Here is a 26,478-nt window from a genome sequence, read left to right as displayed (position 1 = left end):
CCAACCCAGCCCGGCGCAAACTGAACTCTTCCTTCAGGGTACGCCCGGCGCGTCCCCTGAGAAAGAAAAGTTTCTTGAAGGATGGGGGGCATGGGGGGAAGGAAACTTTTGTTCACAAAAGTTTCCTTCCCCCCACAAAGCACCAATCTCCCCCCCCACAAAAAACGCTCAGCACGCCGGCCCGCGGCCATCGCGGCGGGCGCGCCACCAGAGCTGGAAAACCAGCAGGGTCCAAAGGGGCTTGCGCAGGTCGGCCTTGCCGGAGAGGTGGGCATCCATAAGGGCGCGCACAGCGGCGGGATTGAACAGGCCCTGGGCGGTGAGGGCCTCCGGGGCCAGCAGGTCTTCCATAAGCGGACGCAGGCGGCCGCGCAGCCACTGGGCCACGGGGATCTGGAAGCCGCGCTTGTTGCGGTGGAGGATCTCCCTGGGCAGCAGGTCCGCAAAGGCTTTCTTGAGCAGCCACTTGCGCTTGAAGCCGTGGAGCCTGTAGCGCACGGGCAGGCGCGCGGCAAAGGCGGCCACGTCCTTATCCAGGAAGGGGGCGCGCACTTCCAGGCTGTGGAGCATGGAGCAGCGGTCCACCTTGACCAGGATGTCGTCCAGCAGGAACTGCCGCACATAGACGTGGAAGGCGCGGGCCAGGGGCGCGGCGGCCTGCGGGGGCTGCCAGTGCTCATAGGCGGCGCGGGTGGGGGCAAAGAGGTTTGCGGGCCTGAGCAGCTCCGGGGCGCGCTCCCGCACGGCCGGGGCGAGGAGATCGGCCTGCGCGTCCGGCCCCAGGGCCGTGAGCATGGTCTGCACCCGCTGCCAGGCCGGGGCGGCCGCCGCGCGCAGGAAGGTCTCCACGGCCAGGCGCGGGTTGATGTAGCCGGCGGAGGAAGGCAGCAGCCGGGCCAGGGGCTCCACCAGGCCGCGGCGCAGGCCGGCGGGCAGGGCGTTGTAGCGCTCCGCCAGGTTGAAGCCGATGTAGTGCTCGTAGCCGGCCCAGAGCTCGTCCGCGCCGTCGCCGCCCAGGGCCACGGTAACTTTTTCGCGCGTGACGCCGGAGAGCAGCCAGGTGGGCGCCACGGAGGCGTCGGCCATGGGCACGTCCATGCAGCTGATGATGCCGGGCAGGGTATCGGCGCACTGGGCGGCCGAGAGCACGCGCTCGTGGTGTTCTGTGCCGAAGGCGGCCGCAGCCAGACGCGCGTAGCGCGATTCGTCGTAGCTGGCTTCGCTGAAGCCGATGGAAAAGGTTTTGATGGGCGTTGCGGACTGCCGGGCCATGAGCCCGGCCACAATGGTGGAATCTATGCCGCCCGAGAGAAAGACGCCCAGGGGCACGTCGCTGACCATGCGCCGCCGCACGGCGCGGGCCAGAAGGTCGCGCAGCTCCTCACAGAGCTGCGGCACGGGCCGGGGGTCGTCCTCCTCCGGCACGGGCATGTCCCAATAGCGTCCCACGCGCAGCGCGCCGTCCTCCAGCAGCAGCCAGTGGGAAGGCGGCAGGCTGACCACTTCCTTATACATGGTCTGGGGGGTGGGGACGTATTCGTAGGCCAGGTAGCGCATGAGGGCGGCGGGGTCCAGGGTCAGGTTCAGGCCCGGAACCTGCTCCAACGCCGTCACTTCGGAAGCGAAGTGAAAGCGCCCCTGCTGCACGGTGTAGAAAAAAGGCTTTTTGCCGAAGCGATCCCGGGCGCAGAATAGGCGACGGCGCGGCGCGTCCCAGAGGGCAAAGGCGAACATGCCGTCAAAGCGCTCCAGACAGTCCGGGCCCCAGATGCGGTAGCCTTCAAGGATCACTTCCGTATCCGAATCCGTCTGGAAGCGCGCGCCGCGGGCCTGCAGCTCCTGCCTGAGCTCCGCAAAATTATAGATCTCGCCGTTGAAGGTGACGGTCAGGTCGCCCTGGGCGCTGCACATGGGCTGGCCGCCGCCGGCCAGGTCAATGATGGAGAGCCGCCGGTGCCCCAGGCACACCGGCCCTTCCCGCCAGAGGCCGGAACCGTCCGGGCCGCGGTGGGCCATGCGGTCGGTCATGGCCCGCACCCACTGGTCCGCCTCAGGCGGCAGCGGCCCGCCGTCCGTCTGGCAAAGGCCCGCTATGCCGCACATGAGCGCCGCCAAGCCCCATATTGGGCGATAAAAACGTCCGCCAGGCGGCGGCTGTTGCGTTCGGGGTCGAACATTTCTTCGGCCAGACGCCGCCCTGCACGGCCCAGACGCCGGGCCAGATCCGCATCGTCAGCCAGGCGGGCCAGGGCGTCGGCCAGGGCCGGGGCGTCGCCCGGCGGCACGGCCAGGCCGGTTTCGCCGTCGCGCACCACTTCCGGCAGGGCGTTGACCGTGGTGCTTACCACAGGCAGGCCGTAAGCCAGGGCCTCAATGACCGTATTGGGGATGCCGTCCCGGCGGCCAGAGGCGTGCACAATGCAGGGCGCGGCAAAAATGTCGTGCTCCTGCAGCATGTGCGGCAGGTCGTTGTGGGAAACAAGGCCGGGCAGGCGCACGCGGCCCTCCAGGTCCAGATCCCTGCGCAGCTGCGAAATGCGGGCGGACATGCGCCCAAGGCCCATAACGGCCCCGCCCCCGCCGGCCAGGGTAAGAGTGAAGTCCAGCCCCCTGTCCCGCAGCAGGGCACAGGCCCGCAACAGCACGTCAAAGCCCTTGGTGACGTCAAAACGGCCCAGGGCCAGCAAACGCACGGGGCGGGGCATGGGCCGGGTCGCGCCGGGGGGGGCGGGCTCCTCCTCTTGGACGGGGGCAAGCGGGGGCAGCGACAGGGTAAGGCTGTTGTAGACCAGCGCCACCTTGCCCCGCGCCTGGCCCTGATCAAAGGCTTCAATGCGGGCCTGGTCCGCCGCATTGTTGGCGCGGACAAAAAAGGCCGCGCCCAGCTTGTCGCCCAGATCCGGATCAGCCGGGGCCAGGTTGTCGCCGCGGGCGGCGGTGGCAAAGGGCAGGTCGGCGATGCTGGCCGCTACCCAGGCGGCCGTGGCCGTGCCGCGCGGCCACGGGGCGTAGATCATGTCGATGCCCGCTTCCTGAAACAGGCGGCCCAGGTAGAGGCCCACGCAGAAAGCCCAAAAATTTTCGCCCAGGGTTTCCCAGCTCTGCCAGCGCCGACACACGCTGCGCCGGAACAGCCGCCAGGTGCGCCGGGGGTACAGCAGGCACTGCCGCAGCGCCTCGCCCAGCACGAGCAGCAAGCGCCGCGCGCCGAAGACGTAAGTGCCCCCGGCCGCCGCCCGCATTTCTGTGGAGCATTGACGCAGGTTGCGCCCGTACAGGCTGAAGACGGAGAGCGGCAGCAGCCGCCGCAGGCCCTCCACTTCCCTGAAAATAAAGGGCTGGGTGAACAGAGGGTACCAGAGCAGGACATAGGCCACATGGGGCAGCCCCTGCGGGAAAGGGGCGAAACGGGGCGCGTCGGTCTGAGCCATAGCGGTGGTAAACCTGGGTAATGGGGTTAGACAGGCCTGACCCATGCGGGCCTCCGGCGGGGAACGGCGGCCTGCGTTTCCAGACCGGCCGACATGGCGGCAGGCGCGGGAACCACGCCAAACAAAAATCCTGCCTTGATAGGTTACTATATCCCCGCCAAGCGGGTCAGGCAAGTGCGGACCAGGTCCAGTCGCCCACGGCCGATGCCGGCGTGGGGGCCGCTGGGCCCAGCGCGCGGCGCAGCTCGTCCAGAGTCGCATGGCGCACCCGATACCGGCCGGAGAGCCAGCGCAGCCAGGCCGCAATTTTGTCCAGCAGGCGGTCCACGGCGGCCGCATCCGGCACATGGGGCGCGCCGCCCGGCATCATCTCGGAAGAATGCCAGGTAAGCGAAAGCGCCCGCCCGCCGCGCGCCACGAATAAATCCGCAATCCGGCGCATGGCCCACAGCGGATGGTAAACGGGCAGCAGGGCCAGCGCCCCCCACTGGCGAAAACCGGCCCGCAGAGCCCTTCCCGCACCACCCGGCGCGACGCTGCACAGGCGGGGCAAGGCGGGCAGCAGCGGCGTGACCGTGAGCGGCAGCTCAAAAATGGTCTTGCCATCTGCCTCCACCTTGTAAGGATGACTGGGCGCGGCAAAGTGGTCCGGCCCCAGCAAAGGGGCGCGGGCGCTGTGCAGGGGCCGCACCGAGGCGTCGGCCAGGATGCCGGCCCGGGCCAGCAAGGGCCAGTGGGCGCGGTGCAGATCCCACCTGCCCATGCGGAAGGAGGTCAGGGGCGCGCCCTGAAAGGCGCGGCCAGCGGCCATCAGGCGCTCCAGCTTGGCGGCCATGAGCTCCGGCGGCACAGCGGCCGCGGGCACGGCAGCCGCCGTATCCGGTGGTTCCGGCGCGCCGGGCAGGGCCAAGGGCGGGGTATTCCAGTGGTGCAGGTGCGCGCCGATCTCCGCGCCGCAGCGGTCGCGCAGTCGGGCCAGCACCGGCAGGGAGGCCGGGTCCGTCAGCGCGCTGTACGCGCAGAACAAGGTGGGGCGCACGCCTGCCTCGCAAAGGGGCAGCAGACGTTCCAGGCAGACCGTGTTGGCGGTGGTGCAGCCCCGCCGGGCATAACTGCCGCCGAAGAGGCCTTCCTCTTCCACGTCCAGGCTGACGGTCAGGAACACTTCCGGGCGCGCACTCATGCCTGCGGGCGTGCCGCTCCACGCCAGTAGCGGCGGCCTTCAGTCACATAAAGATCCTGCAAGGTCGTGATGTTGCGTTCACGGTCAAACATCCGCGTCACCCGTTCCCTGCCGGCCTCGGCCATGGCCTGGGCCTGGTCCCGGTTCTCCAGCATGCGGCGCACGGCGTCGGCCAGGGCATGGGCGTCGCGCTGGGGCACCAGCAGGCCCGTCACGCCGTCCTCCACCACTTCGGCAATGCCGCAGACGTCGGTGGCGATGACCGGCATGCGGTGCGAAAGCGCTTCCATGATCACGTTGGGGATGCCGTCGCGGTCGCCGTTGGTGTGGACTACGCTGGGCATGATCAGGATGTCGTGGTCAAGCATGTAGCCGCAGATCTGATCGTGAGGAATGAAGCCGGGCATGCGCACCATATCCTGCAAGCGCAGACGCGCGCACATGGCGGCGAGCTTGCGCCGCCAGCGGCCGTCGCCCACCAGGGTCAGGGTCACGGGCACATTTTCGCGGCGCAGCCGGGCCATGGCCGTGAGCAGGTAAGGAAAACCCTTGGTACGGGCAAAACGGCCCACGGCCAGCAGCCGATACGGCGGACGCATGGCAATGGCGCACTGCCCGCGCGGCGTGAAGGTAAGGCTGTTGTAGATGGCGTGGACCTTGCCCTCCTGGCCGGGGGGGCAGAACTGCCGTAGCCACTGCACGTTGGCCAGGTTGTTGGTGCGGATGAACAGGGCGTCGGCCGATTTTTCGCGCAGCAGGCCGTCTTCGGGGTAAATGTCCCCGGCGCGGCCCGTAAAGGCGAAAGGAATGCCCGTAAGCCGCGAGGCCACCCAGGCCGCCGTGGCCGGACCGTTGGCCCAGGCCGCGTGGATAAGCCGCACGCCGTCTTCGCGGCACTGGCGGGCCAGCAGAAAGCCCGCCAGAAAGCACCAGAGGTTCTCGCCCAGAGATTCCAGGTTGCGCATGCGGCGGAAGAAGCCCTGGCGCAGCAAGCCCCAGACCCGGCGCGGCTCCTTCCACAGGGCGGCGAGAAAGGCCGCCAAAACGGCCCCCACGGCCTTGACGCCCATGCGGCGCACGGGGCCGTCGTAGCAGCGCATTTCTTCGCTGCAGCCCCGCATGTTGGGGCCGTACAGGGTATACGCGCGCACGGGCAGGCCGCGCGCGCGGAGCTGCACCACCTCACGGAAGATGAAAGTTTCCGAGGAAAGCGGAAACCACAGCAGCACATAGGCCACCGGGGGCAAGGCCGCGGTGGCGGCGTCCGGCGCGGCGGCGGTGGGCAAAGGGCCTGCGCCGGACGCGGCATCCGCCCGCCCGCACGCCGAAGACGTAGGGTTCATAGGCTTCACGACGGCCATACATGCCGCCCAGGGGGCTTAGTCGCCCTCCGCCGCGTCGGCGTGGGTGCGCTTGTATTCGTCCACAATGGCCCTGGCTTCGGGCATGGCCTCGCGCACGGCGTCCAGGGCCCTGCGGATATGCTCCTCGGTATGCGCGGCGGAAAGGAAGAAGCGCAGGCGGTCCGTGCCTTCCTTAACGGCGGGGAAGGTGATGGGCATGACGTAGACCCCGCGCTTGAACAAAGCGTTGGACAAAAAGCCCGCCACCATGGGGTCGCCCACCATGACGGGCACCACGGCATAGCCCTGGGCCGCGCCCGTATCCAGGCCGATTTCCGCCGCGTAGCGGATAAAGAACTGGGATATCTGCTGCAGCTTGTGCACCCTTTCAGGCTCCCGCAGCATGATTTCCAGCGCCTTGCGGCAGGCCACGGCAATAACCGGGGGCATGCCCACGCTGAAGACAAAGCCCGGCGAACCGTACTTGAGAAACTCCACCAGCTCGCGGCTGCCGGCAATGAAGCCGCCGCAGCCGCACATGGACTTGGAGAGGGTGCTCATCCACATGTCCACGTCCGTGGGGTCGAGGTTGAAATGTTCGCGCGCGCCGCGGCCCGTGGCCCCCAGCACGCCCAGGGAGTGGGCCTCGTCCACCAGCAGCATGCAGTCGTACTGCTTTTTGAGGGCAATGATGCGGGGCAGGTCCGGGATGTTGCCGTCCATGCTGAACAGGCCCTCGGTGACGATGACGGCGCGCTTGTGCTCGGCGCGCTTGTTGCGCAGGAGCTCTTCCAGGGCGTCGCAATCGTTATGGGCGTAGGAATAGCGGGTGGATCCGGAAAGCCGCGCGCCCTGCACCAGCGAATTGTGGGCGAGCCCGTCGTGGAAGATGGCGTCGCGGTGGCCGAAAAGAAAGCCCAGGGTGGAGACGTTGGTGGCATGGCCGCTCACATAGACGATGCAGTCCTCCACGCCGTAGAGTTCGGCCAGGGCGCGTTCCAGCTCGCGGTGCGGCGGGCGCTCGCCGCCCACCAGGCGGCTGGCCCCGGCGGAGGTGCCGTACAGGGCCGCGGCCTCGGTCACGGCTTCGGTAATTTCCGGGTGGGCGTTGATGTCAAGGTAGTCGTATGTGGAAAAGTTGAGATATTCTTTGCCGTTGATAAGCGTCGTGGCCTTGGCCGCACGCTCGTGGCAGAGAAACAGAGGATTTTCCATCCCCATCTTGGCACCCATTTCCACCAGCCGGTCAAAGGCGAGTTTGGAGCGCATGCGGGTGAATCCGCTGGCGTTGCCGTCTGTGGCGGACGCGGGCTTCGCCCCGTTGCCGGCCTGACAGGAATGGTCGTTCTTCATGCCTTGTCCTCGTCAAAGGTATCTGAAAAAGCTCCGCAAACTTCAGGACGCGGAGCAAACGCCGTTCATGGTAAGAAGAGAGCATAGCCAAAGCAAACGCATATGGCAAGCAGGAAGCCCAGACAACACATTGCCGCTGCCGGCCGCCTCCAACGGACGCGCCAGGGGCGCGCAGTCCGCCCGCCCCAACGCCGGCACGGGGAGAAATCCTGGACAAGGCGAAAAGGATGGGCTAGCATTCCCTGTTGGTCATCCTGACATACTTCTTTCCACCATCCTGCGCAAGAGGCTCTTTGCCCACACGCAGGCTCCGGGTTCAGCATGCAGCATCCGCCAGAATCCATCGCCGCCCCTGCCGCCGCACAGGACGCAACGCCGCCGAAACCCCTGCCGGAGGTCTCTGCCGAGGCGCCCGCGGCGGAGCTGGCCCTGGACGGCGTGCGCTATGCGGATCTGCCCGGCGCTGGTGACCGGGCCTGGCGGCTGGGCAGCTGCACCCCCCTCTGGCGGCAGGAGCTGCCCCTCACGGCCGGGGAGCCCGACGCGGCGACCCTGAGCGCTCTGGAAGAAAAAGGCGTCTGGCTGGCCCCGGCGGACGCGCCGCCCCCCCTGGCCGTCATGTGTTGCGGGCTCGGTTCCGTGTGGCCGGGCATGGGGCGGGAGCTTTACGACCAGGCCCCCGCGGCCAGGGCCATGATGGACCGCATTGCCGCCGTGGCGGGCTGGGACGTCCTGGCCCTCATGGACGAAACGGATGTGGAAAAAATCAGCCGCACCCGCTGGCAGTCGCCCTACCTCTTTATGGTAGAGCTGGCCCAGTGGAGCGTGCTGGAAAGCCTGGGCCTTACCCCCGCGCTGTTCTGCGGCCACAGCCTGGGCGAGCTCATCGCCCTCTGTCTGGCGGGCATCTACAGCCCGGAAGTGGGCTGGTACATCCTGGACACCCGCGCGGCGCACATGGCCGAGCTGGAGGCCCGCCCAGGGGCGGACACGGGCATGATGGCCGTGCACGCGGAGCGCTCCGTCATCGACGAAGCCTGCGCCGCCTGGCCGGACCTCTATATTTCCAACTACAATACGCCGCGCCAGTATATTCTGAGCGGCCCGCGCCCCGTGCTGCTGGAGGCCCGCAAAAGCCTGCGCAAGCGGCGCATCCCGGCCATGCTCCTTAACGTGAGCCTGGCCTTCCACCATCCGAGCATGCGCGTGCTGCGCGATCTTTCCCTGCGCCGCCTGGGCGCGCTGGATATGGCCCCGCCCCGCCGCCCCGCCCTGAGCTGCGTCACCACGGGCTTTTATCCTCCGGATCAGCCCGGCATCTGCCGCCACATCGCCGATCTGGACGAGCACGCCGTGTGCTGGACAGAATCCGTGCGGACCATGTGGCAGCGCGACGGCATCCGCCATTTTCTGGAGCTCGGCCCGCAGGACACGCTCTGCGGCCTCACGACCGACAACGAGCCCCGCGCCCGCTGCCTCTCCGTCTCCCGCAAAGGGCACGAGACAGAAGCCCTGCGCCGCGCCTGCGCGCAGCTTTACGCCCTGGGGCATCTGCGGCGCGCCTCCATTGCGGCCCGCCTGGCCGCCGCCCCGGCCGAAGCCGCGGCTGTTGCCCTGCGGCCCTTGCCCCACTGCGGGCTCATCCCCCTGGCCGAGGCGCATCGCGCGCCCTGCGCCTGCGCTGCGGACGCCGCCGCCCTGGAACCGGCCCGCCCTTCCCCGGGGACGCCTTCTCCGGATGCGGCCGCAACCTGCCCCCCGGCCTTGCTGGAAGTGCTGGCCCGGGCCAGCGGACGCCCCGCCGCGGAGCTGCGGCCGGACATGGACCTGCGCTACGACCTGGCCCTGCGCTCCAGCCGCTTTCCGCGCATTGTGGAGGAGCTGGAAAAAGCCCTGGGCCGCGCCGTCAATTTTGAAGATCTGCTGCGCGCCGCCACCGTCGGCGATCTGGCCCGACTGCTGGGCGGCGGGCCAGCCCCCGCCCCGACCGCCGCACCCCGGCCCCGCCGCGCCTGCCCCGCCCCGTTGTTGCGGCTGGCTCCGCCGGACGGCGACGCGCCGCTCCGCCCCCTGCCGCTGGATCCCTGCGGCGCAGGCCTGCCGCTCGCCCCCGGGCAGACCCTGGCCGTGTGGCTGGAAGACGACCGCCTGCTGCCGCGCCTGCTGCGCGGGCTGGCCCCCCTGGGGCTGACCCTGGCCGTGCCGGCGCGCCTGCTGGCGGCCTGCGCCCCCCTGGCCGCCGGAGCACGGCTGACGCCCTGGGATATCCCTCAAGGGGTTCCTCCGGATCAGGCCGCCGCAACCGCACTGGAAGCCCTGGCCGCCGTCGCGGGCACGGTGGACGGTCTGTTGCTGGTTCCGGCAGCGGACACGGCGGCATCCCCCGCTCCCGGCGCGGCCCAGGCCGCCCTGCTGACGGCCCTGTGGCAGGCGGCCCTGCCCCGCGGCCTGCGCTGGGCTTCTTGCTGCGCCGCCCTTTCCCCCAGCCTGGAGCACGCCCGCGCCGCGCTGCCGCTGGAGGGACGCCTGCTGGCCCTGGGCCGGCAAAACGGCCTGCCGGTGCGGGCCGTGCGCCTGCTGGACACGGGCCGCGCGGGCCTGGACGAATGGGGCGATATGCTGGCCCGCGAGCTGCTGCGCGGCACGGCCCAGCAGGTGCTCTGGGCGCGCCCCGGCCAGCTGCCCGGTCTGCCGGACGCGGGCGCTCCCGCGCCCCTGCTGGAGCGGCCCCGCGCCTTCCCTCTGGTCTTTCCCGATCCGCACCCCGCCTACCGGGCCACGGCCACCCTTTTTCAGGGGGCCTGCCATTTTTCGCGCTACGCCGATCCGGATCTCTCCCAGCACGGCGCTTATGGCGCAGCCGCGGACGCCCTGCCCTGGCTGCCCGTAAACCGCGCCCTGGAGGCCCTGCTGGAGGGTTCGCGTCTGCTGCTGCCCTGGCTGGCCGTTTCCGGCTTCTCAGACCTGCGGTTTTACGATCCGCCCCTTCTGCCGCCGGGCGTAACCCGCGAATGCCGGATGCTGGCGGAGGCCGACCCCTGGCTGGGGCAGGACGCCGTCATGACCCGCCTGTGCCGCGCCCGGCTTCAGGCGCGCGGCCTCACGGCCAACGGCCGCCACACGGACCAGTACGCCCCGGTGGCCGAAGGCCACGCCCTGCTGGCGGCCGCGGCGGGCGAAGTGCCGCCCCTCTGGCCCGATGCGGACGCCGGGAGCGCGGGCCCCGCGCCCGACAGTTTTTATGCGGCCGCCGGGCTGGGGCCGGCCTGGCGTCTGCTCACGCATTTCTCCGTCCTGCCCGAACACCGGTTTGCCGCGACCCTGCGGCCGCCGCAGCGGCCATCCATTGCCCCCGCTGCGGATTGCGGCTATACTGATGCTCTCCATGTGGTAGAGGGCCTGGTGCAGGCCGCCTGGCTGGCCATTGCCCACCATACTGACGCGCCCGGCGCGGTCTTTGATCCCGCGGCAGGGCTGCGCGGCTGGCGACTGGCGGCGGCGGGCTTTATCCGCTGGCGGGGCGTCGGCAAGGGCGGCCCCTGGCAGCTTGTGCTGCAACGCTCCTGGGCCGACGCCAATCTGCTGCGCTTTGACGCGCAGGCGCGGGACGCGGCAGGGCAGGTTTTTCTGACCCTGCACCACCTGGAGTTCGACCGGCGGCGGTCTGACGCGGCCCCTGCGCCCGACGCCGTATAACGTCATATTTTGTCTCCGCAGCACGCGTTGCGCGGGGACACAGGCACGCGGCCATGCGCGCCGCGGTTTCAGGCCATATCCATCCACCCGCCCGGCCTACGGTCGGCGCGATTTCGCAAAGGGTGCCAGATGCAACGTGCGCACACTACCATATCGGGGCCTTTGCCGTTTTTGCTGCTTGTGGCGCTGAGCCTTGCCCTCTGCGCCTGCGCTTCCAACAAGGCCGGGCTCAAATCGCCGGAGCTGCCCGCCCGGCACTGGCTGGAGGAAGCCCCGGGCGTGCCCGTGGAAAACAAGGCCAAACTGGAAGCCGCGGTGCCCAACCTCTACGATCCTTCCAAGGTCTTTTCCTTTGAGGACTGCGTCTTTCTGACCATCCAGCAGTCGCCTTTGCTGGTCAACAGCGCCGTGGAGCTGGAAATCAAGCGCGTGGCCCTGACCAACGCCGTGTGGAAGTACCTGCCCGAACCGCGCATGGCCCTCACCGTGTCCAACAACCTCACCCGTTACAACATGGACACCAAGGATACCCCCGGCGACTACGGCCAGACCAAACTGCGCGTGGGCTTCAGCGCCGCCTTTCCCAACCCTGTGGCCACCTATTTTGAGCACCAGGTGCAGAAAGCCATGGTCAATCTGGCCATTGCCACCCACCGCAAGGCCGTGGGCGAAGCCATCTACAAAATCGCCCAGGCCTATCTGCAGCTCCAGGCGCAGCAAAAAATCGTCAAGGCCCAGCAGGAGCTGCTGCCCCTGGGCAAGGAACTGACGGACTACTGGCAGCAGGTGGAATCCGTGGAAGGCCGCCAGGGCGTGGCCCTGAACCTGGCCCAGCAGCACCAGCGCGAGCTGGAACTTATGCTGGAGCAGACCCGCATGCGCGAAACCATGCAGCGCACCCAGCTCAAGATTCTGGCCGGCGTGGAGCCGCAACAACGCCTTAACGTGGATACGGACAGCGCCGACACCATCCTGGCCGGCTTCGAGGGCCGCAAGCTCACCTGGGACAACCGCTGGCCCGCCACCGAGGACGACCTTTTGCTCCGCGGCCAGGTCAAACTGGCGGACTACAACATCATGGTGGCCTGGGCCCAGTACATGCCCGACATGAACATTGCCCTCAACAACAATCCGCCTGCCGGGCAGTACCAGCCCACCAGCGGCCAGGAGGACACCTTCCTCCACTTCAACGTCAGCTTCCCCCTGGTGGATTGGGGCCGCCGCTACCGCGGCGTGCAGACCGCCCGCATGCAGAAGGCCCAGGCCTTCCATGAGCTGGCCCGCAAACGCACGGACTATTCCAACAAGTGGCTCCAGGCCGAACAGCGCGTGGCCCTGGCCGAAACCGAGCTCAAGCTGGCCAAAACGCGCCTGGATACGGCCGCCATGCAGTTCAAGGAAGCGCATATTTCGTTCAACGAGGGCATTGAGCAGTTCCCCGCCGTGGCCAAGCTCCACGAAGCTGAGGTGCAGGCCCGCGTGGACTACATCAAGGCCGATCTGGAGTGCCGCCTGGCGCGTCTGGAGTGGATGTACGTGGCCAGCCTGCTGCAGGAACGTTTCCTGGGGCTGCCTGCCAAGGAGATTCTGTGATGCTGCGCCCCCGTCTTCTCCCCTGTGCCGCTGCCGCGCGCGCCCTGTCCACGCCTTGCCCTGCCCCCGCGTTCCTGACCGCCCCCCTCCTGCTGGCCCTGCTGCTGGCCCTGCTGCTGGCCGCACCGGCAGCGACGGTCCGCGCGGCGGAAGCCCCAACCTCCATCGGCAGCGGGGCCACCATCCTCACGGGCAAGGTGGTCACCACCGTTACCCGCGCCGTATCCATGCCCTTCAACGCCGTGGTGGACACGGTGCTGGTCAAGCCCGGCGACCGCGTGGAAAAAGGCGCGCCCCTTTTGCGCTACCACCTGCAGGAAGAAGCCGAACGCGTGCTCCAGCGCGAAGTGACCACCGGCGCGGGCACCGAAGACCTGAAAGGCCAGGTTCTGGACCTGGAACGCCGCCTGGCCGAAACCTCGGCCCAGCGCAACAAAACCCGCCAGCTTGTGGCCTCCGGCCTGGGCTCGCGCCAGGCCCTGAGCCGCCTGGAAGACGACGTCCAATCCCTGCAGCGGCGCATTGAACTTTTGCGCACCACCATCCGCAAGACCGAAAGCAACTTCGCCGCCCGCCTCAAAGAGCTGGAAGGCTACTTCGGCGCATCCATCCGGGAAGGCGAAACCCTGCCCGCCACCCTGACCCTCACCTCGCCCATTGACGGCTATGTGCTTGCCCTGGACGCTACCCTCAACACCGGCACCCTGCTGCCCGCCGGCAGCGCGCCCATCCGGGTGGGGCAGCTGGACCCCGTGCTCATCCAGGTGCCCGTCTACGAAGCCGAAGTGAGCGGCATCAAAGAAGGCGACGCCGTGGAGGTGGAAATCCCCTCCTTGAACAACAAGAAGTTTACGGGCAAGGTTAATGAAATTTCCTGGGTTTCCAATGATATGAACGTGGCAAACCCTTCCTATTACACCGTGGAGCTCACCGTGCCCAACCCCAACCTGGAGCTCAAACCCGGCTTCAAGGCCGTGGTGCGCTTCAAAGGGGGCAGGTAAGCCCGATTCATGAAGCTTAAGAGCATCCCCCGCAGGCTGGGCTACATCCTGGGCGCGCAATGGACGCGCGACCTGGCCTGGACCGCCTTCACCATCCTCCTGGCCCGGCACAGCCCCGACGTGCTGGGGCAGATTGTGCTGGCCCTGACTTACGGGTATCTGGTCAAAACCGTGGCCGACGTGGGCCTCAACGACTTTCTGCTCTCCACCTTCGCCCGGCGCGAAGGGCACCCCCGCGCCCTGCTGGGCGAAGTCACCTGGCTCAAGCTGGTGGTTCTGCTGGCCGCCCTGGGGGTCACTTGGCTGGTGACGGGCTGGCAGCACTATACGCCGGAACTGCGCCTGGTGGTCCTTTGCATCGCCCTGGGCCTGGGCCTGGACGGCGTGAGCGATTCCTTCTTCGCCCTCTGCCAGGCGCGCGGCCGCCAGGATGTGGAAATGCGCATCCGCGTGCCAGCCTCCCTGGTGGGCATCGGCTTCGGCATCGGCTGCGTGCTGCTGAACGCCTCGCCCCTGCTCATTGCCCTTTACAAGCCGTTGGAATCCCTGTTCTTCATCATCTTCGCCCTCGTGGCCCTGCGCCGCAACCCCCTGGCTGGCGTGGGCCTCAACGGCATGCGCGACCTGGCCCGCCAGATGAAGAACGGCCTGGTCTTTACCTGCATGGCCGCCTGCGCCATGTTCTACAATAAAATCAACGTCATTTTTCTCAAGCAATACGGCGGCAACGCCGACGTGGGCGGCTACGGCGTGGCCTGGGAAACCGTGGAGGGCCTTTCCGTGCTGGTCTCCAGCGCGCTGCTGGGCAAGGTCATCTTTCCCCTTCTGGCCCGCTACTGGGCGCAGGATAAAGCCGCCTTCAGGCAACTGGCCGGGCAGACCGCCCGCACCCTCTGGGCCGCCTCTCTGCCCATCATCTTCCTCATCTGCGTGGAAAGCGACCGCTTCCTGCCCCTTATCTACGGCCCCAACTACCAGAGCGCCGTCACAGCCCAGCGCCTGCTCACCCCCTGCCTGGCCACGGCCTTTCTGCACAACCTGGCCGCCTACGCCATGATCGGCATGCGTCGCCATCGCCTGCTCCTGGCCTTCTACGTCAGCGGCCTGATCTGCAACCTTATCTGCTGTTTTGTGCTCATCCCCCGCATGCCCCTGGAAGGCGCGGCCCTTTCCCTGACCATCACCAAGATCTGGGTGGCCCTGCTCACCGTGGGCTATTTTCAGTGGACCGCCCGGCCCATGCGCCTGGGCCAGTGGGCCATGCTGCTGGGCGCGGCCCTGTGCAGCGCGGCCCTGTGGTGGGCCTGCGGCCGCGTGGCCCCGCGCGAACTGGCGGAACTGGCCGGCCTTATCCCCCTCCTGGCCCTGTTCTGGCGCTGGCGCCCTCCCCCGCCCTTTGAAAAAGCGTAAGCCACAGCGTACCATCGCCCGCCAGCCCGTGGAAGGCGCTCCGCCGCAAAACGCAAAAGGAGCGGGCAGATGGCTCCGCCCGCTCCCGTCCAGATGCGTCGCAACTGCGCCGCGCTATTTTGTCGCGCTGTCCTCGCAGGCCGCGTCCGTTTTTTCGGGCGCAGCCATCACGTCCACCTGATAGATGCCGCGCATTTCCTCCAGATGGGTGCGCAGGGCCCCCTCGGCCAGATCCGGATCGCGTTTTTTCAGGGCTTCAAAAACCGCCAGATGCGCCCGGTAGGAGCGCTCGCTCTGCCGCCGCACCTGCATGGAGGCGTAGAGCGGCGTGATAAGCCAGCCGGCAAAGCCGTCGGCCAGCAGGCCCAGGAAGCTGTTGCCCACGCATTCCACCAAGTAGCGGTGGAAATCGATGTCCGCCTCCGCAAAGGCCCGGATTTCCGAGGCGTCCAGGAGTTTGCGCTGGTTTTCCAGCAGGTTTTGCAGGCTCGCCAGCTGCTCGTCCGTGACGGTACGGGCCATGTGCCGCACCACCGCAGTCTCAAAAAACAGCCGCACGTCGTGCAGTTGCTGCCAGCCTTCGGCCGAACTGGAGTAGATGTCCAGCGTGGCGCGCATTTCCCGCAGCAAGGGCTGCAGTGTAAGGCGGCAGACCCGCGCCCTGAGGCCAGGCGAAACCTCAATAAGCCCCATGCGCGCCAAAGCCGCCAGGGCCTCGCGCACGGCGGGCCGCCCCACGCCGAATTCGTCCATGAGCTCCCGTTCCGAAGGCAGATTCTGCCCCACGGCGTAAACCCCGGACTGGATGTCCTCCAGAAGGCAGGACAAAACTTCCGTATGCACACGCGGCCGCTGGATGCTGCGCCTGCGGCCCCGGACGGCCGGCGCGCGGCCGCTCTTGCTGTTGGTGCTGACCATTGCGGAACCTCTTTTCTGCAAATCTCCCGCCCAAGGGTACGCCCAGGGGGCGGCCCGCCGTGCGGTCCCGGCCTCATGCGGCTGCACCCTCGCTGCGGAACAGCGAAGCGGCGCGGTCTGCCGCGCAGACCTGCAAACTGGGATACCGCCCTTGACGGCGCACTGCAACCCACGGGAAGACACTGGCGAGATTTAGATTGGTTGTTCAACCTATACCAAAACCCTAGGTCTGTAAAGAGGCCGCGGCGCACGCTGCCCCGCGCCCCGCAACCTGGCCACACGCCAGGTCGGCACTACGGCCCGACGCATGCCCAGCGCCCTTTGCGCGCGCCCAGTTCCCAACGCAAGGGGGGACGGTGTAGGACGCGCTTTCCCTGAACCTGGCTCTAACCAATCCCCAACGCAGGGGGAGAGCAACGGGTTGACGCTCTGCCTCCAGGGCAAATTACCTTTAAGAACAGGCATTCTCAAAGATTACGACGCGCTCGCTGCGGCGCTTAACCGCACAAATAAATTGTGCTTGCGCCTCCACGGCGGACGCCTGCTCACGTAGCCGCCAGGGCATTTCAAAGTTGAAATGCCCTAATGCCCTGTAATGCCGTATTTTTTCAACTTATACTGAAGCAAACTTTTGGAGATGCCCAGAAATTCCGCAGCCTTGACCTGCACCAGATCGGCCCGCACCAGAGCGCGGCGGATGAGCGCGGCCTCGATTTTTTCCAGGGTGTCGGCCAGGTCCAGCTGCACGGGCAGAAGGTCCACGGCGCTTTTGAACTGGGATTCCTCGTCGCGGATTTCCGCCGGCAGGTTATCCACCTGGATGACGTTGCCGGGCACCAGAACAAGGCAGCTTTCCACCACGTTTTCCAGTTGGCGGATGTTGCCCGGCCACTCGTAACCGGTCATGTAGTTGAGGGCCTCGGTGCTGAAGGTTTTGGGCGGCATGCTGTTTTCCGTGCAGACCTTTTCCACAAAGTGGGCCACCAGCAGGGGGATGTCCTCCCGCCGTTCCCGCAGGGGCGGCAGGGGAATCTGCACCACGTTGAGCCGGTAGTAGAGGTCGTCGCGGAACGTGCCCTTCTCCACCAGGGCGGCCAGATCCTTGTTGGTGGCGGCCACCACGCGGATATCCACCTCAATTTCCTCGCCGCCGCCCACGCGCTCAAAGCGGCGCTCCTGCAGAACGCGCAGCAGCTTGACCTGGAGGTCCGGGGTCAGCTCGGCGATTTCGTCCAGGAAAAGCGTGCCGCCGTCGGCCTGTTCAAAACGGCCCCGGCGCAGGGCCACGGCCCCGGTGAAGGATCCTTTCTCGTGCCCGAAGAGTTCGCTTTCCAGCACGCCGGGGTTGAGGGCCATGCAGTTAACGGAAACAAAGGGCTTGTCCTTGCGCGGGCTGGTATAGTGGATGGCGCGGGCCACCAGCTCCTTGCCCGTGCCCGATTCGCCGGTGATGAGCACCGTGGAGCGGCTGGGCGCGGCGCGCTCCACCATAAGCAGCACGTCGCGGATGGCCTTGCTGCGGCCCACAATCTTGTGCACGCCGTAGCGGTCTTCCATGGCCTCCTGCAGCAGACGGTACTGGCGGTGGGCGCGGGAAAGCTCCACGGCGTTGTGGATGGAGAGCAAAAGCTCGTCGTTGGAAAAGGGCTTGGTGATGTAGTCAAAGGCCCCGTACTTCATGACCTCCACGGCGCTCTCAATGGAGCCGAAGGCCGTCATGATCAGCACCGGGATGTAAGGCCAGGTTTTTTTCACCCGCTCCAGCACCTGACGGCCGGAGACCTTAGGCATCTTCATATCCGTGACCACGGCGTCCACTTCGCTTTCTTCCAGAAAGGCCAGGGCCGTTTCCGGGTCGTTGATGGCCGTCACCGTGTAGCCTTCGTCCTCCAGCAGGGTCTGGAGCACCAGCAGATAGTTTTTTTCGTCGTCAATGACCAGAATATGCGCTTTTTCGCTCATTATGCCTTCCCGTGCGCCGCGTCGGCCGCCGGCAGCAGCACGCGCACCAGCGCGCCGCCTTCGGGGCCGTTTTCCAGCGCTATTGACCCGCCGTGGCTGGTGATGATGGACTGCACAATGGGCAGCCCCAGCCCGGTGCCGCCGTCCTTGGTCGTAAAGAAGGGATCCAGAAGGTTGGGCAAGGTGGCGGGGTCGAACCCCGGGCCGGAATCCAGAAATTCCAGGCAGACGCGGCCGTTCTGGTCCGCGCGGCCGCTGATGCGCACCGTGCCGGGGCCCTCCATAGCCTGCTGCCCGTTGACCAGGATATTGTAAAACGCCCGGTACAGCAAATCCTTGTCCCCGCGCACAAACAGGCCGGGCGCGCACTGGCGCTCCACGCTCACGCCGCGTCGGCCCATTTCCCCTTCCAGAAAGGCCAACACCTGGTCCAGCACCAGGGCCACGTCCACCATATCCTGTTTGGGCTGGCGGGGGCGGGCGTAGTCCAGAAAGTCGTTGACGGTCTGGGAAAGGCGCACGGCCTCGTCATAAATAGCCCCCAGGATGCGCCGCGTGCCCGCGTCCGCCTTGTCCGTGCGGCGCTGCAAGAGCTCCGCGCTGGAGCGGATGATGCCCAGGGGGTTGCGGATCTCATGGGCAATGCTGGCCACCACCCGCCCCATGCTCACCAGGCGCTCGTTGCTGTGGAGCTCGTTTTCCAGCATGCGGTTTTTGTGCATGCGCGCGGCCAGCACCCGCTCGGAGCGGTGGATAAGCATGAGCAGCAAGGCAAACATGACTACCGAAGACATGAGGCACATGACCACAATGATGCCCTGGAAGGTCAGCACCTGCTCGTAGTCGCCTGTAATGTCCTGGGTCAGTTCCAGCGCGCCCATGACCGGCGGGGTTTCGCCGGGGCGCAGGCTCTCGCCCCGCAGGGGATAAAGCACCCGCAGCACAAAGGTGCCCTCCTCCAGGGGCAGACGGAAGGGGGCCTGCCAGGCCGGGATGGTGGAGAGAATCTCCGAACGCGGCGCGCCCCCTTGCAGGATCTCGTCCAGATAGGGCGGCGAAAGCCCGGCCCGGCCCACGTCCTCCTTGCGGGTGGAATAGGCCACCACGCGGGAAAAATCGTAAATCCGCAGCCGTTCCACCGGCAGACCGTGGATGACGGACTGCACCACCTGGTCCAGCCGCTCGTACTGCTCCGGCTGGCGCAGGGCAATGCGCCCGTAGGCAAAAATGGTGGGCAGGGCAAAGCGCCGGAAGATCTGGCTGTTCAGATTCTCACCCAGCAGCCGGGCAAACTCCTGCTGCCGGGTAAGCAGGGTTTCCCGCGCCGAATTGGAAATGAAAAACGAAAGCCCCAGGCTGGTCAGCAGAATGACGCCCAGCGAAAGCCAGGAAAGGGTGCGGGCGTAGCCCGGCAGGGCGCTTTCCGCATCTGCTGCGGGCGCGTTGCCCTTGCCCCCTGCTTGTTCCGCCTCTGGCGCTGCCGTTTTTTTATGTCTGAACATGGGGTTATGGGGTTGTCGGTTAGCCCGGCACGCGGGCAGGCGTATGCTGGCCCGGCCATCGCGGCAGAAACGGTCCGTCCGCACGGCGCGGGGGCAAGGCTGCGGCCGCCGCGCGGGCCGCAGATCGCCGCCGCGGCGCAAACGCGGCCTTGCCGCACGGCGCGGGCGGGGCAAACGCTGCGGCTGCCTGTGCAAAGGCGCGCAGCAAAGGCGCGCAGCAACGGCACGCCGCTCCCCTGCGCTCCCTTGCGGGGGCCTTGCGTTGCTGAGACCCCCGCTTCCTTCCGGCCAGGCCTTCTCAGAAGTCCTGTTCCTGCCGGGGCACGGCCAGATAGGCCGCCAGGTCCGCTTCTTCCTCCGGGTAGCCGGGCGCGCCCAGGCGGGCGTTGGCCAGGCGTTTGCCCAGCTCCACGGCGGGCTGGTCCAGGGGGTTCACGCCCATGAGCCAGCCGGTGAACAGGGTGGCGGCCTCCAGCAGCAGCATAAGGGAACCGGCGGCGCGGGGGCCGCTGTCGTGCATTTCCACATGCACCAGGGGTACGCCGTTCTTGGCCAGGGCCATGCGCGTGCCAAGGGCTTCGGCCTCCAGCAGGCTGCCGAAGGGCTTGGCCCGCAGCCAGGCCCACTTTTCCGGCACGTCCATGCCGAAGGCGCGCCCCTGGGCCTGATCCCGGCAGGTGAGGAACAGGCAGGCCTTGTTGCGCGGGCCGTTCAGAAACATCTGATTGATGGAGTGCTGGTCCGTGACGCCCGTGGCGGGCACGGGCTGGCTGCCCTGCCCCTCCTTGCCCAGGCTTTCGGCCCAGAGCTGGGCGAACCAGTCCCCATAGGCGGCCCACTGGGGGATGTAACAAAAAAAGATGAGCTGGTCGTAGCCCGCGTCTTCCAGGGCCTTGGCCCAGCAGGCCAGGGCAAAGGAAGGGTGCGCCGCCAGGTCTGCCGGCCGCTCCAGCAAGGGCGCGGCCACGGCGGCAGCGCCGTCCAGCAGGGCCTGCCAGTCAATGCCCAGAAAGGCGGCGGGCAGCAGCCCCACGGCCGAAAGGGCGGAATAGCGCCCGCCCAGGTAGTCCGGCACCTCCAGAGAGGCCAGCGCGTATTTTTGCGCTTCCTCCCGCAGATAGCCCTTGCGGGCGTCCGTAACCAGGATCATCTGGTCCCGCCAGGCGTCGCCCAGGGAGGCCTTGAGCCAGTCCCGCACCAGCAGGTACTGGGATACGGTTTCAATGGTCCCGCCGGATTTGCTCACGCAGACCACCACCGTCTCCTCGGGCCGCAGGCCGCCCAGCAGGGCCTCGAAACGCTCGGCGCAGACGTTGTCGGCTATCCAAAGCCAGGGGCCCTGACAGCCGGGGCCGTCCTGAGCAGGGGCAAAGGCCTGCTGCATGGCGCGCGCGCCCAGGGCCGAACCGCCGATGCCCAGCAGCAGCATGTGCCGGTAGCCTTTGATGTGCGGCAAAAGGGGGGCCATCTCCGCTTCCAGGGCGGCCCGATAGGGCATATTCAGAAAAGGCAGCCGCCCGGCGGCGGTCTCCACGGCCAAACGGCGGGCCAGCTCCGGCGCGCGGGCCGCCAGGGGCGCGGCGTCCACGGGGTTGAGCCGATGGGCGTAGGCCCTGGACCATTCGAGCAGATGGGACATGGCAACCTCCTCCGGCGCAACGGGCGTGGGGCCCTGCGCCGTCCGGCTGGTCACAGCAGCCGCAAGGGTTTGGGAGCAAAAAAGCGCCGCCGCACGGCCCTATAGGTCTGCGGCCGCACGCCGAAGCGCCAGTGCCACAGGGGGCAGGCCTCCCGCGCGGCGCAGGTGCGCACCTCGGCCCGGCTCCCGGCGCAGGCCAGGCACTGCCGCCGCACAGCCCGCAAGGCGGCGCGGGCGGCCTCCGGCTCCTTGGGGGCCTCAGAGAGCCGCCAAGGCCACAGGGCGCAGGCCGCGTCCGCGCAGGCGCGCACGGCCGAAGGCGCGTCGCCCTGGCAGATCAGGCAGAAGCGCCGCACGGCCAGCCTGGGGTTGCGCGGGTAGGTTGCCCCGGCGCTCAAGAGGCGGCCGCTCCGCAGCATTTTTTATACTTTTTGCCGCTGCCGCAGGGGCAGGGATCGTTGCGCCCCACCTTGGCCTCTGCCCGGCGATAGCCGGCCGGCCGCAGGGACACGCCCCCCGCATAGTACAGTTTGCCGTCCTTGCGGCTGAACGCGCTGCGCTCGGCCAGCTGCCGGGGCACGCCCTCCAGCTCGTAATAGGCGTAAAAATCCACTTCGTCGTGCGGCTGGGCGCTGTCTTCGGAGGGCACGTTTGTGCGCACGTCCTTCACGTCCAGGCGCAGCCAGCGCACCCCCTCGGCGGACTGGGCCAGCCCCTCCACGCTCACGCCCTCCCGGTGGTCCGGGTGGGTGCTTTCCACCAGCCAGTCAAAACGACCGCAGCCGTAGGCCGTGTAGCGGGAGCGCATCAGGCTTTCCGCATCCTCCGGCCAGGCCGCACCCTCCAGATACGGGCCGCAGCACTGGTCCAGGGCTTTGCCGCTGCCGCAAGGGCAGGCTCCGTTCATCCATCCCTCAGTCATATCTCCGCCTTGTTTTTCGCCCGTGGGCGTTGCAAAACCATAGCCCATGCGTCTTCGGGCGGCAAGCGCGGCGCAGGGGCGGGGCGCGTTTGCGGCGCGCTGAACAAACCGATGGCACGAATTTTTTGCGCCCAAAATTGACTTGCACATATGCGTGATGTAAAAATCGCAGCAAAATGGCAACGCTTCCGCAGGGAGCGCACATACTGCAATCCTGGTACGAATACGACCCTCAAGCGCACCGTGGATGTGGCCGCGCAGGACGTGGGCCCCGGCAGGCCCCGCACGTTGACGCGGGCCCGCCCCCCTCGTATCCTGAAAAAAAATTCACAAAAGGCGCATTGCGCCTTTTCAGGAGGGCTTATGGTCATGACCGCGCTTCCGGATCAGTGCAGCCCCGATGCCCGGGACATTCCCGAAGGTTGCCGCCAGCCGCGCCTGGACGAACGCCGCTACCTCATCGGCGGCGAGCTGCGGGAGTGGCGCGGGCCCGTGCAGGAGGTGCTCTCGCCCCTCTATGTGGACGGGGAGCCCTACGCCATCGGCAGCTGCCCCGTGCTTACCGAGGCCGAATCCCTGGAGGCCGTGGCCGCCGTGGAGCGGGCCTGGGACAATGGCCGGGGCGTATGGCCCACCATGCGGGTGGAGGACCGCATCGCCCATGTGGAGGACTTTGCCCGGCGCATGATAGCCGTGCGCGAGCAGGTGGTGCGGCTCATGGTCTGGGAGATCTGCAAGCCCCTGGAAGACTGCCGGGCCGAATTCGACCGCACCACGGCCTACCTGCGCGCCACGGTGGACGCCCTCAAAGACCTGGACCGGGCCTCCTCCCGCTTTGTCATAGAGAACGGCATCTACGCCCAGATCCGCCGTGCGCCCCTGGGCCCGGTGCTCTGCATGGGGCCCTTCAACTACCCCCTCAACGAAACCTTCACCACCCTCATCCCCGCCCTGATCATGGGCAACCCCGTCATCGTCAAGACCCCGCGCATCGGCAAGCTGCTCTACGCGCCGCTGCTGGAGGCCTTTGCCGAGGCCTTCCCTCCCGGCGTGGTCAACATCCTGTTCGGCGACCGACGGGTGGCCATCCCGGCCTTGTCCTCAGGGCGCATCAGCGTGCTGGCCTTCATCGGCTCCAGCCGCGCGGCGGACGCCCTGCGCCGCAACCACCCCCTGCCCCACCGGCTGCGCTGCGTGCTGGGCCTGGACGCCAAAAACGCGGCCATTGTCCTGCCCTGCGCCGATATGGAGCTGACCGTGGCTGAGGCCGTGACCGGCGCGCTGACCTTCAACGGCCAACGCTGCACGGCGCTCAAGATATTTTATGTGCACGCCTCGCGGGTGGAAGAATTCCTCGCCCGCTGCAGCGCGGCCGTGGCCGCCCTGCCCATGGGCGCGCCCTGGAGGCCGGGCGTCAAAATCACGCCTCTGCCCGTGCCCGGCAAGGTGGACGAGCTGCGCGGCCTGGTGGACGAAGCCCTGGCCCTGGGCGCGCGCGTGGCCAATCCCCACGGGGGCCAGGCCGACCGCACGCTCTACTATCCCGCCCTGGTGACCGACGTCACCGCGCGCATGCGCCTGCACAACGTGGAGCAGTTCGGCCCCGTGATCCCCGTGGTGCCCTATACGGACGTGACCCAGGCCACGGCGGCGGTCATCGCCTCGCCCTACGGCCAGCAGGCCAGCATTTTCGGCACAGACCCGGAGGCCGTGGCCGACCTTATCGATCCCATGGTCAACCAGGTCTGCCGGGTAAACATCAACAGCCAGTGCCAGCGCGGGCCGGACACCTTCCCCTTTACCGGCCGCAAGGATTCGGCCGAGGGCACGCTTTCGGTCAGCGACGCTCTGCGGGCTTTTTCCATCCGCACCCTGGTGGCGGCCAAGGGCTCGCCCCGCAACAAGGAACTGCTTTCGGACATCGTGCGGCGGCGGCGTTCGCACTTTCTTTCCACGGATTTTCTGTTTTAGCGGCCACGCGACGGCGCTGCCCGCCGCCAGACGCTCAACGCGACGCCGCGCCACCCGCAGCGTCGCGTTTTTTTACGGCATGTAAAAAAATGCACAAAGGCTTAAGAACTTGTGCGGATAACCGATTATTACACTGTTCCCTGTAGAGCGGATATCCTTTGAGGATAGGCACGCGCAACGTTTGCGGCACGCGCGTTTCGGCCCCTAACAGCGCAAATAAATTGCGCTTACGCATCTACGGCGCGGTCTGCTCACGCCGTGGGGCGCGAATCTCCCCTCGGGCCGCCGCGGCAGATCCGCCGCCCCCCGAACCACGGACAACAGTTGAGGATACTTAATTTTTTACTATTTACTGTCGCGTTGCGTCGGGCTGCGCAGCAAAGGACAATGCCATGAACATGCGCCTGCAGACCAAGATGCTGCTGTTTATTCTCCTCCCTGCCATGGCGGGGCTGCTGCTGGTGGCGGCCGTCAGCTACCGGGTTTCGCAAAAGACGCTGCAGGAGCAGGTCTGGCAGGACGGCGCGGCCCTGCTGCACAGCCAGCGTGTGGCTCTGACCGCCGTAATCAAGGGCCTGCGCAGCGGCCTTGCGGCCCTGGGCGGCAACCGCCGCCTCCAGACCTATCTGACGTCCTACAAGGCCCTGGGGCCCGCCGCCATGCGCGGGGAGCTGTTCGACGCGGCGGACGAAGCGCTCAACACCTTTGTCACGGCCAACCAAAACGTGGCCCTGGCCGGCCTGGTGGCCGCCGACGGCACGGTCATCGCCCACCACCTTTCCGGAAGCGCAAAGCCCAGCAAAACCGTGGGAGCCGACTATTCCGCCCGCGCCTACTTCCGCAAGGGCCTGCAGGGCGAACCCGCCTTTGAAAACCTCTTCAGCCACACCACGGGCGGCATGATGCTCATCCTCAGCATCCCCATAAAACAGGACGGCAAGACGGCGGCCGTGCTGCTCATCGGCGTGGACAGCCTGAACGTGGCCAAAGAGATTACCAGTCAGGTCAGAATGGGCGGCAAGGGCCTGGTCTACGCCTATGAAACCAAGGGCAAGCTGGTGCTGCACCCGGACAGCAAGGCCATCGGCCGCGACGAAAGCGACGTCCCCCATGTGCGCCGGATGCTCGGATCCGGGGAAGGCCGCCTTACCTACGCCACGGCCCAGGGCGCGGAGCGGGTGATCTTCCACACGCCCATGCCCGAAGTGGGCTGGCTGCTCTGCGTGGAAGTGGACCGGGCGGAGATCCTTGCGCCCGTGCAGCGCATGCTGTGGAGCATAGCCCTGGCGACCCTGGGCTGCGTGCTGGTGGTGGGCTGCATGATCACGGTAGTGGCGCGCGGCACGGCGCGCGTCCTGGCCGGGCTTTCCCACATTACCACCGCCGTTTCCGCAGGCCGCCTGGACGCCGAACCCGCGGAGCTGGCCCTGCTGCACAAAGCCGGCAAGCGCCGGGACGAATGCGGCATTCTGGCCAAGGGCATGGAAAAAATGACGACCAACATCAAAGCCCTGCTGCGCGAGGGCGAACAAAAAACTCAGGCCGCCGTGGAGGCCACGGAACGGGCCGAGCAGGCCACGGCCAGGGCGGAAGAAGCCGCCCGCCAGGCCGCCGACGCCAAGCGCCAGGGCATGCTGGACGCGGCCCGGCAGCTGGAAAAGGTGATCAACGCCATTTCCGCCGCCTCCACGGAGCTTTCCGCGCAGATCTCCCACTCCAGCCGCAGCGCGGCGGAGGCCTCGCAGCGCCTGGGCCAGGCGGCCGCGGGCATGGAGGAAATGAACGCCACCGTGCGCGACGTAGCCCACAACGCACAGGAAGCGGCCGCCGCCTCCGACGCCGCCAAAAGCCAGGCCCTGGAAGGCGCGGGCGTTGTTTCCAGGGCTGTGGAAGGCATAGAAACCGTGCGCACGCAGTCTCAGGCCGTCAAGGAGGACATGGCCCTGCTGGGCCGCCAGGCGGAAGAAATCGGCAAGGTCATGCAGGTCATTGCGGACATTGCGGACCAGACCAACCTGCTGGCCCTGAACGCCGCCATTGAGGCCGCCCGCGCTGGCGAGGCCGGACGCGGCTTCGCCGTGGTGGCCGACGAAGTGCGCAAACTGGCGGAAAAAACCATGACCGCCACCAAGGATGTGGGCCGGGCCATCAGCGGCATCCAGGAAGGGGCCCGCAAAAACATCGCCAATGTGGAAACCACCGCCGCGGCCATTGAAAGCGCCACGGAGCTCTCCGTCCAGTCCGGCGATTCGCTGCAAAAAATTCTGACCCTGGTGGCGCAGGTCAATGAGCGCATCCAGTCCATCGCCGCCGCCAGCGAACAGCAATCGGCCGCCAGCGAGGGCATCAACAGCTCCGTGGAGCAGGTGGCCGCCACCTCCACGGAAACCGCCCAGGCCATGGAGCAGGCCACGCGCGCCGTGGCGGAGCTGGCGCAGCAGGCCCGCGCCCTGCAAGACCTGATTGCCGACCTGGAAAAGCAGGGCCAGCCCGCCGCATGAGGATGCGCCCCGCGCCGCAAAAGCCAAACGCCGCCGGAAGCCAGACTTCCGGC

Annotated in this window: 17 protein-coding genes; 6 read left to right on the top strand and 11 right to left on the bottom strand. The window is 67.4% G+C overall.

Annotated features, from left to right (window positions below):
* Window positions 1–168: 168 nt before the first annotated feature.
* The 5 genes from asnB to BLS55_RS01735 form a co-directional block, all read right to left on the bottom strand.
* Complete coding sequence (gene asnB / locus BLS55_RS01755; RefSeq protein ID WP_092152641.1) at window positions 169–2,103, bottom strand: asparagine synthase (glutamine-hydrolyzing); 1,935 nt, start codon at window positions 2,101–2,103, stop codon at window positions 169–171.
* Complete coding sequence (locus BLS55_RS01750; RefSeq protein WP_092152640.1) at window positions 2,091–3,431, bottom strand: glycosyltransferase family 4 protein; 1,341 nt, start codon at window positions 3,429–3,431, stop codon at window positions 2,091–2,093. Before BLS55_RS01750 ends, asnB begins: the two co-directional genes overlap by 13 nt.
* Before the next feature lie 166 nt (window positions 3,432–3,597).
* The gene (locus BLS55_RS01745; protein ID WP_092152639.1) at window positions 3,598–4,614 is read right to left on the bottom strand and encodes a polysaccharide deacetylase family protein; all 1,017 of its coding nucleotides are present in this window, start codon (window positions 4,612–4,614) and stop codon (window positions 3,598–3,600) included.
* On the bottom strand, window positions 4,611–5,957 hold the full coding sequence (locus BLS55_RS01740; RefSeq protein ID WP_092152768.1) for a glycosyltransferase: 1,347 nt from the start codon (window positions 5,955–5,957) through the stop codon (window positions 4,611–4,613). Before BLS55_RS01740 ends, BLS55_RS01745 begins: the two co-directional genes overlap by 4 nt.
* A gap of 36 nt (window positions 5,958–5,993) precedes the next feature.
* The gene (locus tag BLS55_RS01735; RefSeq protein WP_092152638.1) at window positions 5,994–7,310 is read right to left on the bottom strand and encodes an aminotransferase class I/II-fold pyridoxal phosphate-dependent enzyme; all 1,317 of its coding nucleotides are present in this window, start codon (window positions 7,308–7,310) and stop codon (window positions 5,994–5,996) included.
* Between the two features lie 321 nt (window positions 7,311–7,631).
* On the opposite strand from BLS55_RS01735, the gene BLS55_RS01730 reads away from it, so the two are divergent.
* The 4 genes from BLS55_RS01730 to BLS55_RS01715 all read left to right on the top strand — a co-directional run bounded on the left by BLS55_RS01730 (window position 7,632) and on the right by BLS55_RS01715 (window position 15,010).
* A complete protein-coding gene (locus tag BLS55_RS01730) occupies window positions 7,632–11,006 on the top strand; it encodes an acyltransferase domain-containing protein (RefSeq protein WP_092152637.1) in 3,375 nt (1,124 codons plus the stop codon).
* Window positions 11,007–11,186: 180 nt separating this feature from the next.
* Complete coding sequence (locus tag BLS55_RS01725) at window positions 11,187–12,599, top strand: TolC family protein (protein WP_257243096.1); 1,413 nt, start codon at window positions 11,187–11,189, stop codon at window positions 12,597–12,599.
* Entirely contained in the window at window positions 12,599–13,600 is a 1,002-nt protein-coding gene (locus tag BLS55_RS01720) for an HlyD family secretion protein (RefSeq protein ID WP_092152635.1), read from the top strand. The genes BLS55_RS01725 and BLS55_RS01720 overlap by 1 nt, the downstream gene beginning before the upstream one ends.
* A gap of 9 nt (window positions 13,601–13,609) precedes the next feature.
* Complete coding sequence (locus BLS55_RS01715) at window positions 13,610–15,010, top strand: oligosaccharide flippase family protein (protein ID WP_092152634.1); 1,401 nt, start codon at window positions 13,610–13,612, stop codon at window positions 15,008–15,010.
* Window positions 15,011–15,124: 114 nt separating this feature from the next.
* Here the strand turns inward: BLS55_RS01715 and BLS55_RS01710 are convergent, their stop codons facing one another.
* The 6 genes from BLS55_RS01710 to BLS55_RS01685 form a co-directional block, all read right to left on the bottom strand.
* On the bottom strand, window positions 15,125–15,838 hold the full coding sequence (locus BLS55_RS01710; protein WP_257243095.1) for an FCD domain-containing protein: 714 nt from the start codon (window positions 15,836–15,838) through the stop codon (window positions 15,125–15,127).
* 672 nt (window positions 15,839–16,510) lie between these two features.
* Window positions 16,511–17,890, bottom strand: a complete 1,380-nt coding sequence (locus tag BLS55_RS01705) for a sigma-54-dependent transcriptional regulator (protein ID WP_092152632.1) — start codon at window positions 17,888–17,890, stop codon at window positions 16,511–16,513.
* Entirely contained in the window at window positions 17,890–19,392 is a 1,503-nt protein-coding gene (locus tag BLS55_RS01700) for a sensor histidine kinase (RefSeq protein ID WP_092152631.1), read from the bottom strand. Before BLS55_RS01700 ends, BLS55_RS01705 begins: the two co-directional genes overlap by 1 nt.
* A gap of 298 nt (window positions 19,393–19,690) precedes the next feature.
* Window positions 19,691–21,031, bottom strand: coding sequence for a glucose-6-phosphate isomerase (locus BLS55_RS01695; RefSeq protein ID WP_092152630.1), 1,341 nt, complete (start codon window positions 21,029–21,031; stop codon window positions 19,691–19,693).
* Window positions 21,032–21,081: 50 nt separating this feature from the next.
* Window positions 21,082–21,429, bottom strand: a complete 348-nt coding sequence (locus tag BLS55_RS01690; RefSeq protein ID WP_257243094.1) for a hypothetical protein — start codon at window positions 21,427–21,429, stop codon at window positions 21,082–21,084.
* Complete coding sequence (locus tag BLS55_RS01685) at window positions 21,426–21,953, bottom strand: YchJ family protein (protein ID WP_257243093.1); 528 nt, start codon at window positions 21,951–21,953, stop codon at window positions 21,426–21,428. The genes BLS55_RS01690 and BLS55_RS01685 overlap by 4 nt, the downstream gene beginning before the upstream one ends.
* Window positions 21,954–22,322: 369 nt before the next feature.
* Here BLS55_RS01685 and BLS55_RS01680 point away from each other — a divergent pair, with 369 nt between their 5' ends.
* Entirely contained in the window at window positions 22,323–23,924 is a 1,602-nt protein-coding gene (locus tag BLS55_RS01680) for an aldehyde dehydrogenase family protein (RefSeq protein ID WP_257243092.1), read from the top strand.
* 392 nt (window positions 23,925–24,316) lie between these two features.
* Window positions 24,317–26,425, top strand: a complete 2,109-nt coding sequence (locus BLS55_RS01675; RefSeq protein WP_092152626.1) for a methyl-accepting chemotaxis protein — start codon at window positions 24,317–24,319, stop codon at window positions 26,423–26,425.
* Window positions 26,426–26,478: the final 53 nt, after the last annotated feature.

Origin of the sequence: Desulfovibrio legallii (genome assembly GCF_900102485.1) — a bacterium.
Lineage (GTDB): Bacteria > Desulfobacterota > Desulfovibrionia > Desulfovibrionales > Desulfovibrionaceae > Desulfovibrio > Desulfovibrio legallii_A.
This window is presented reverse-complemented; position numbering and strand designations above follow the sequence as displayed.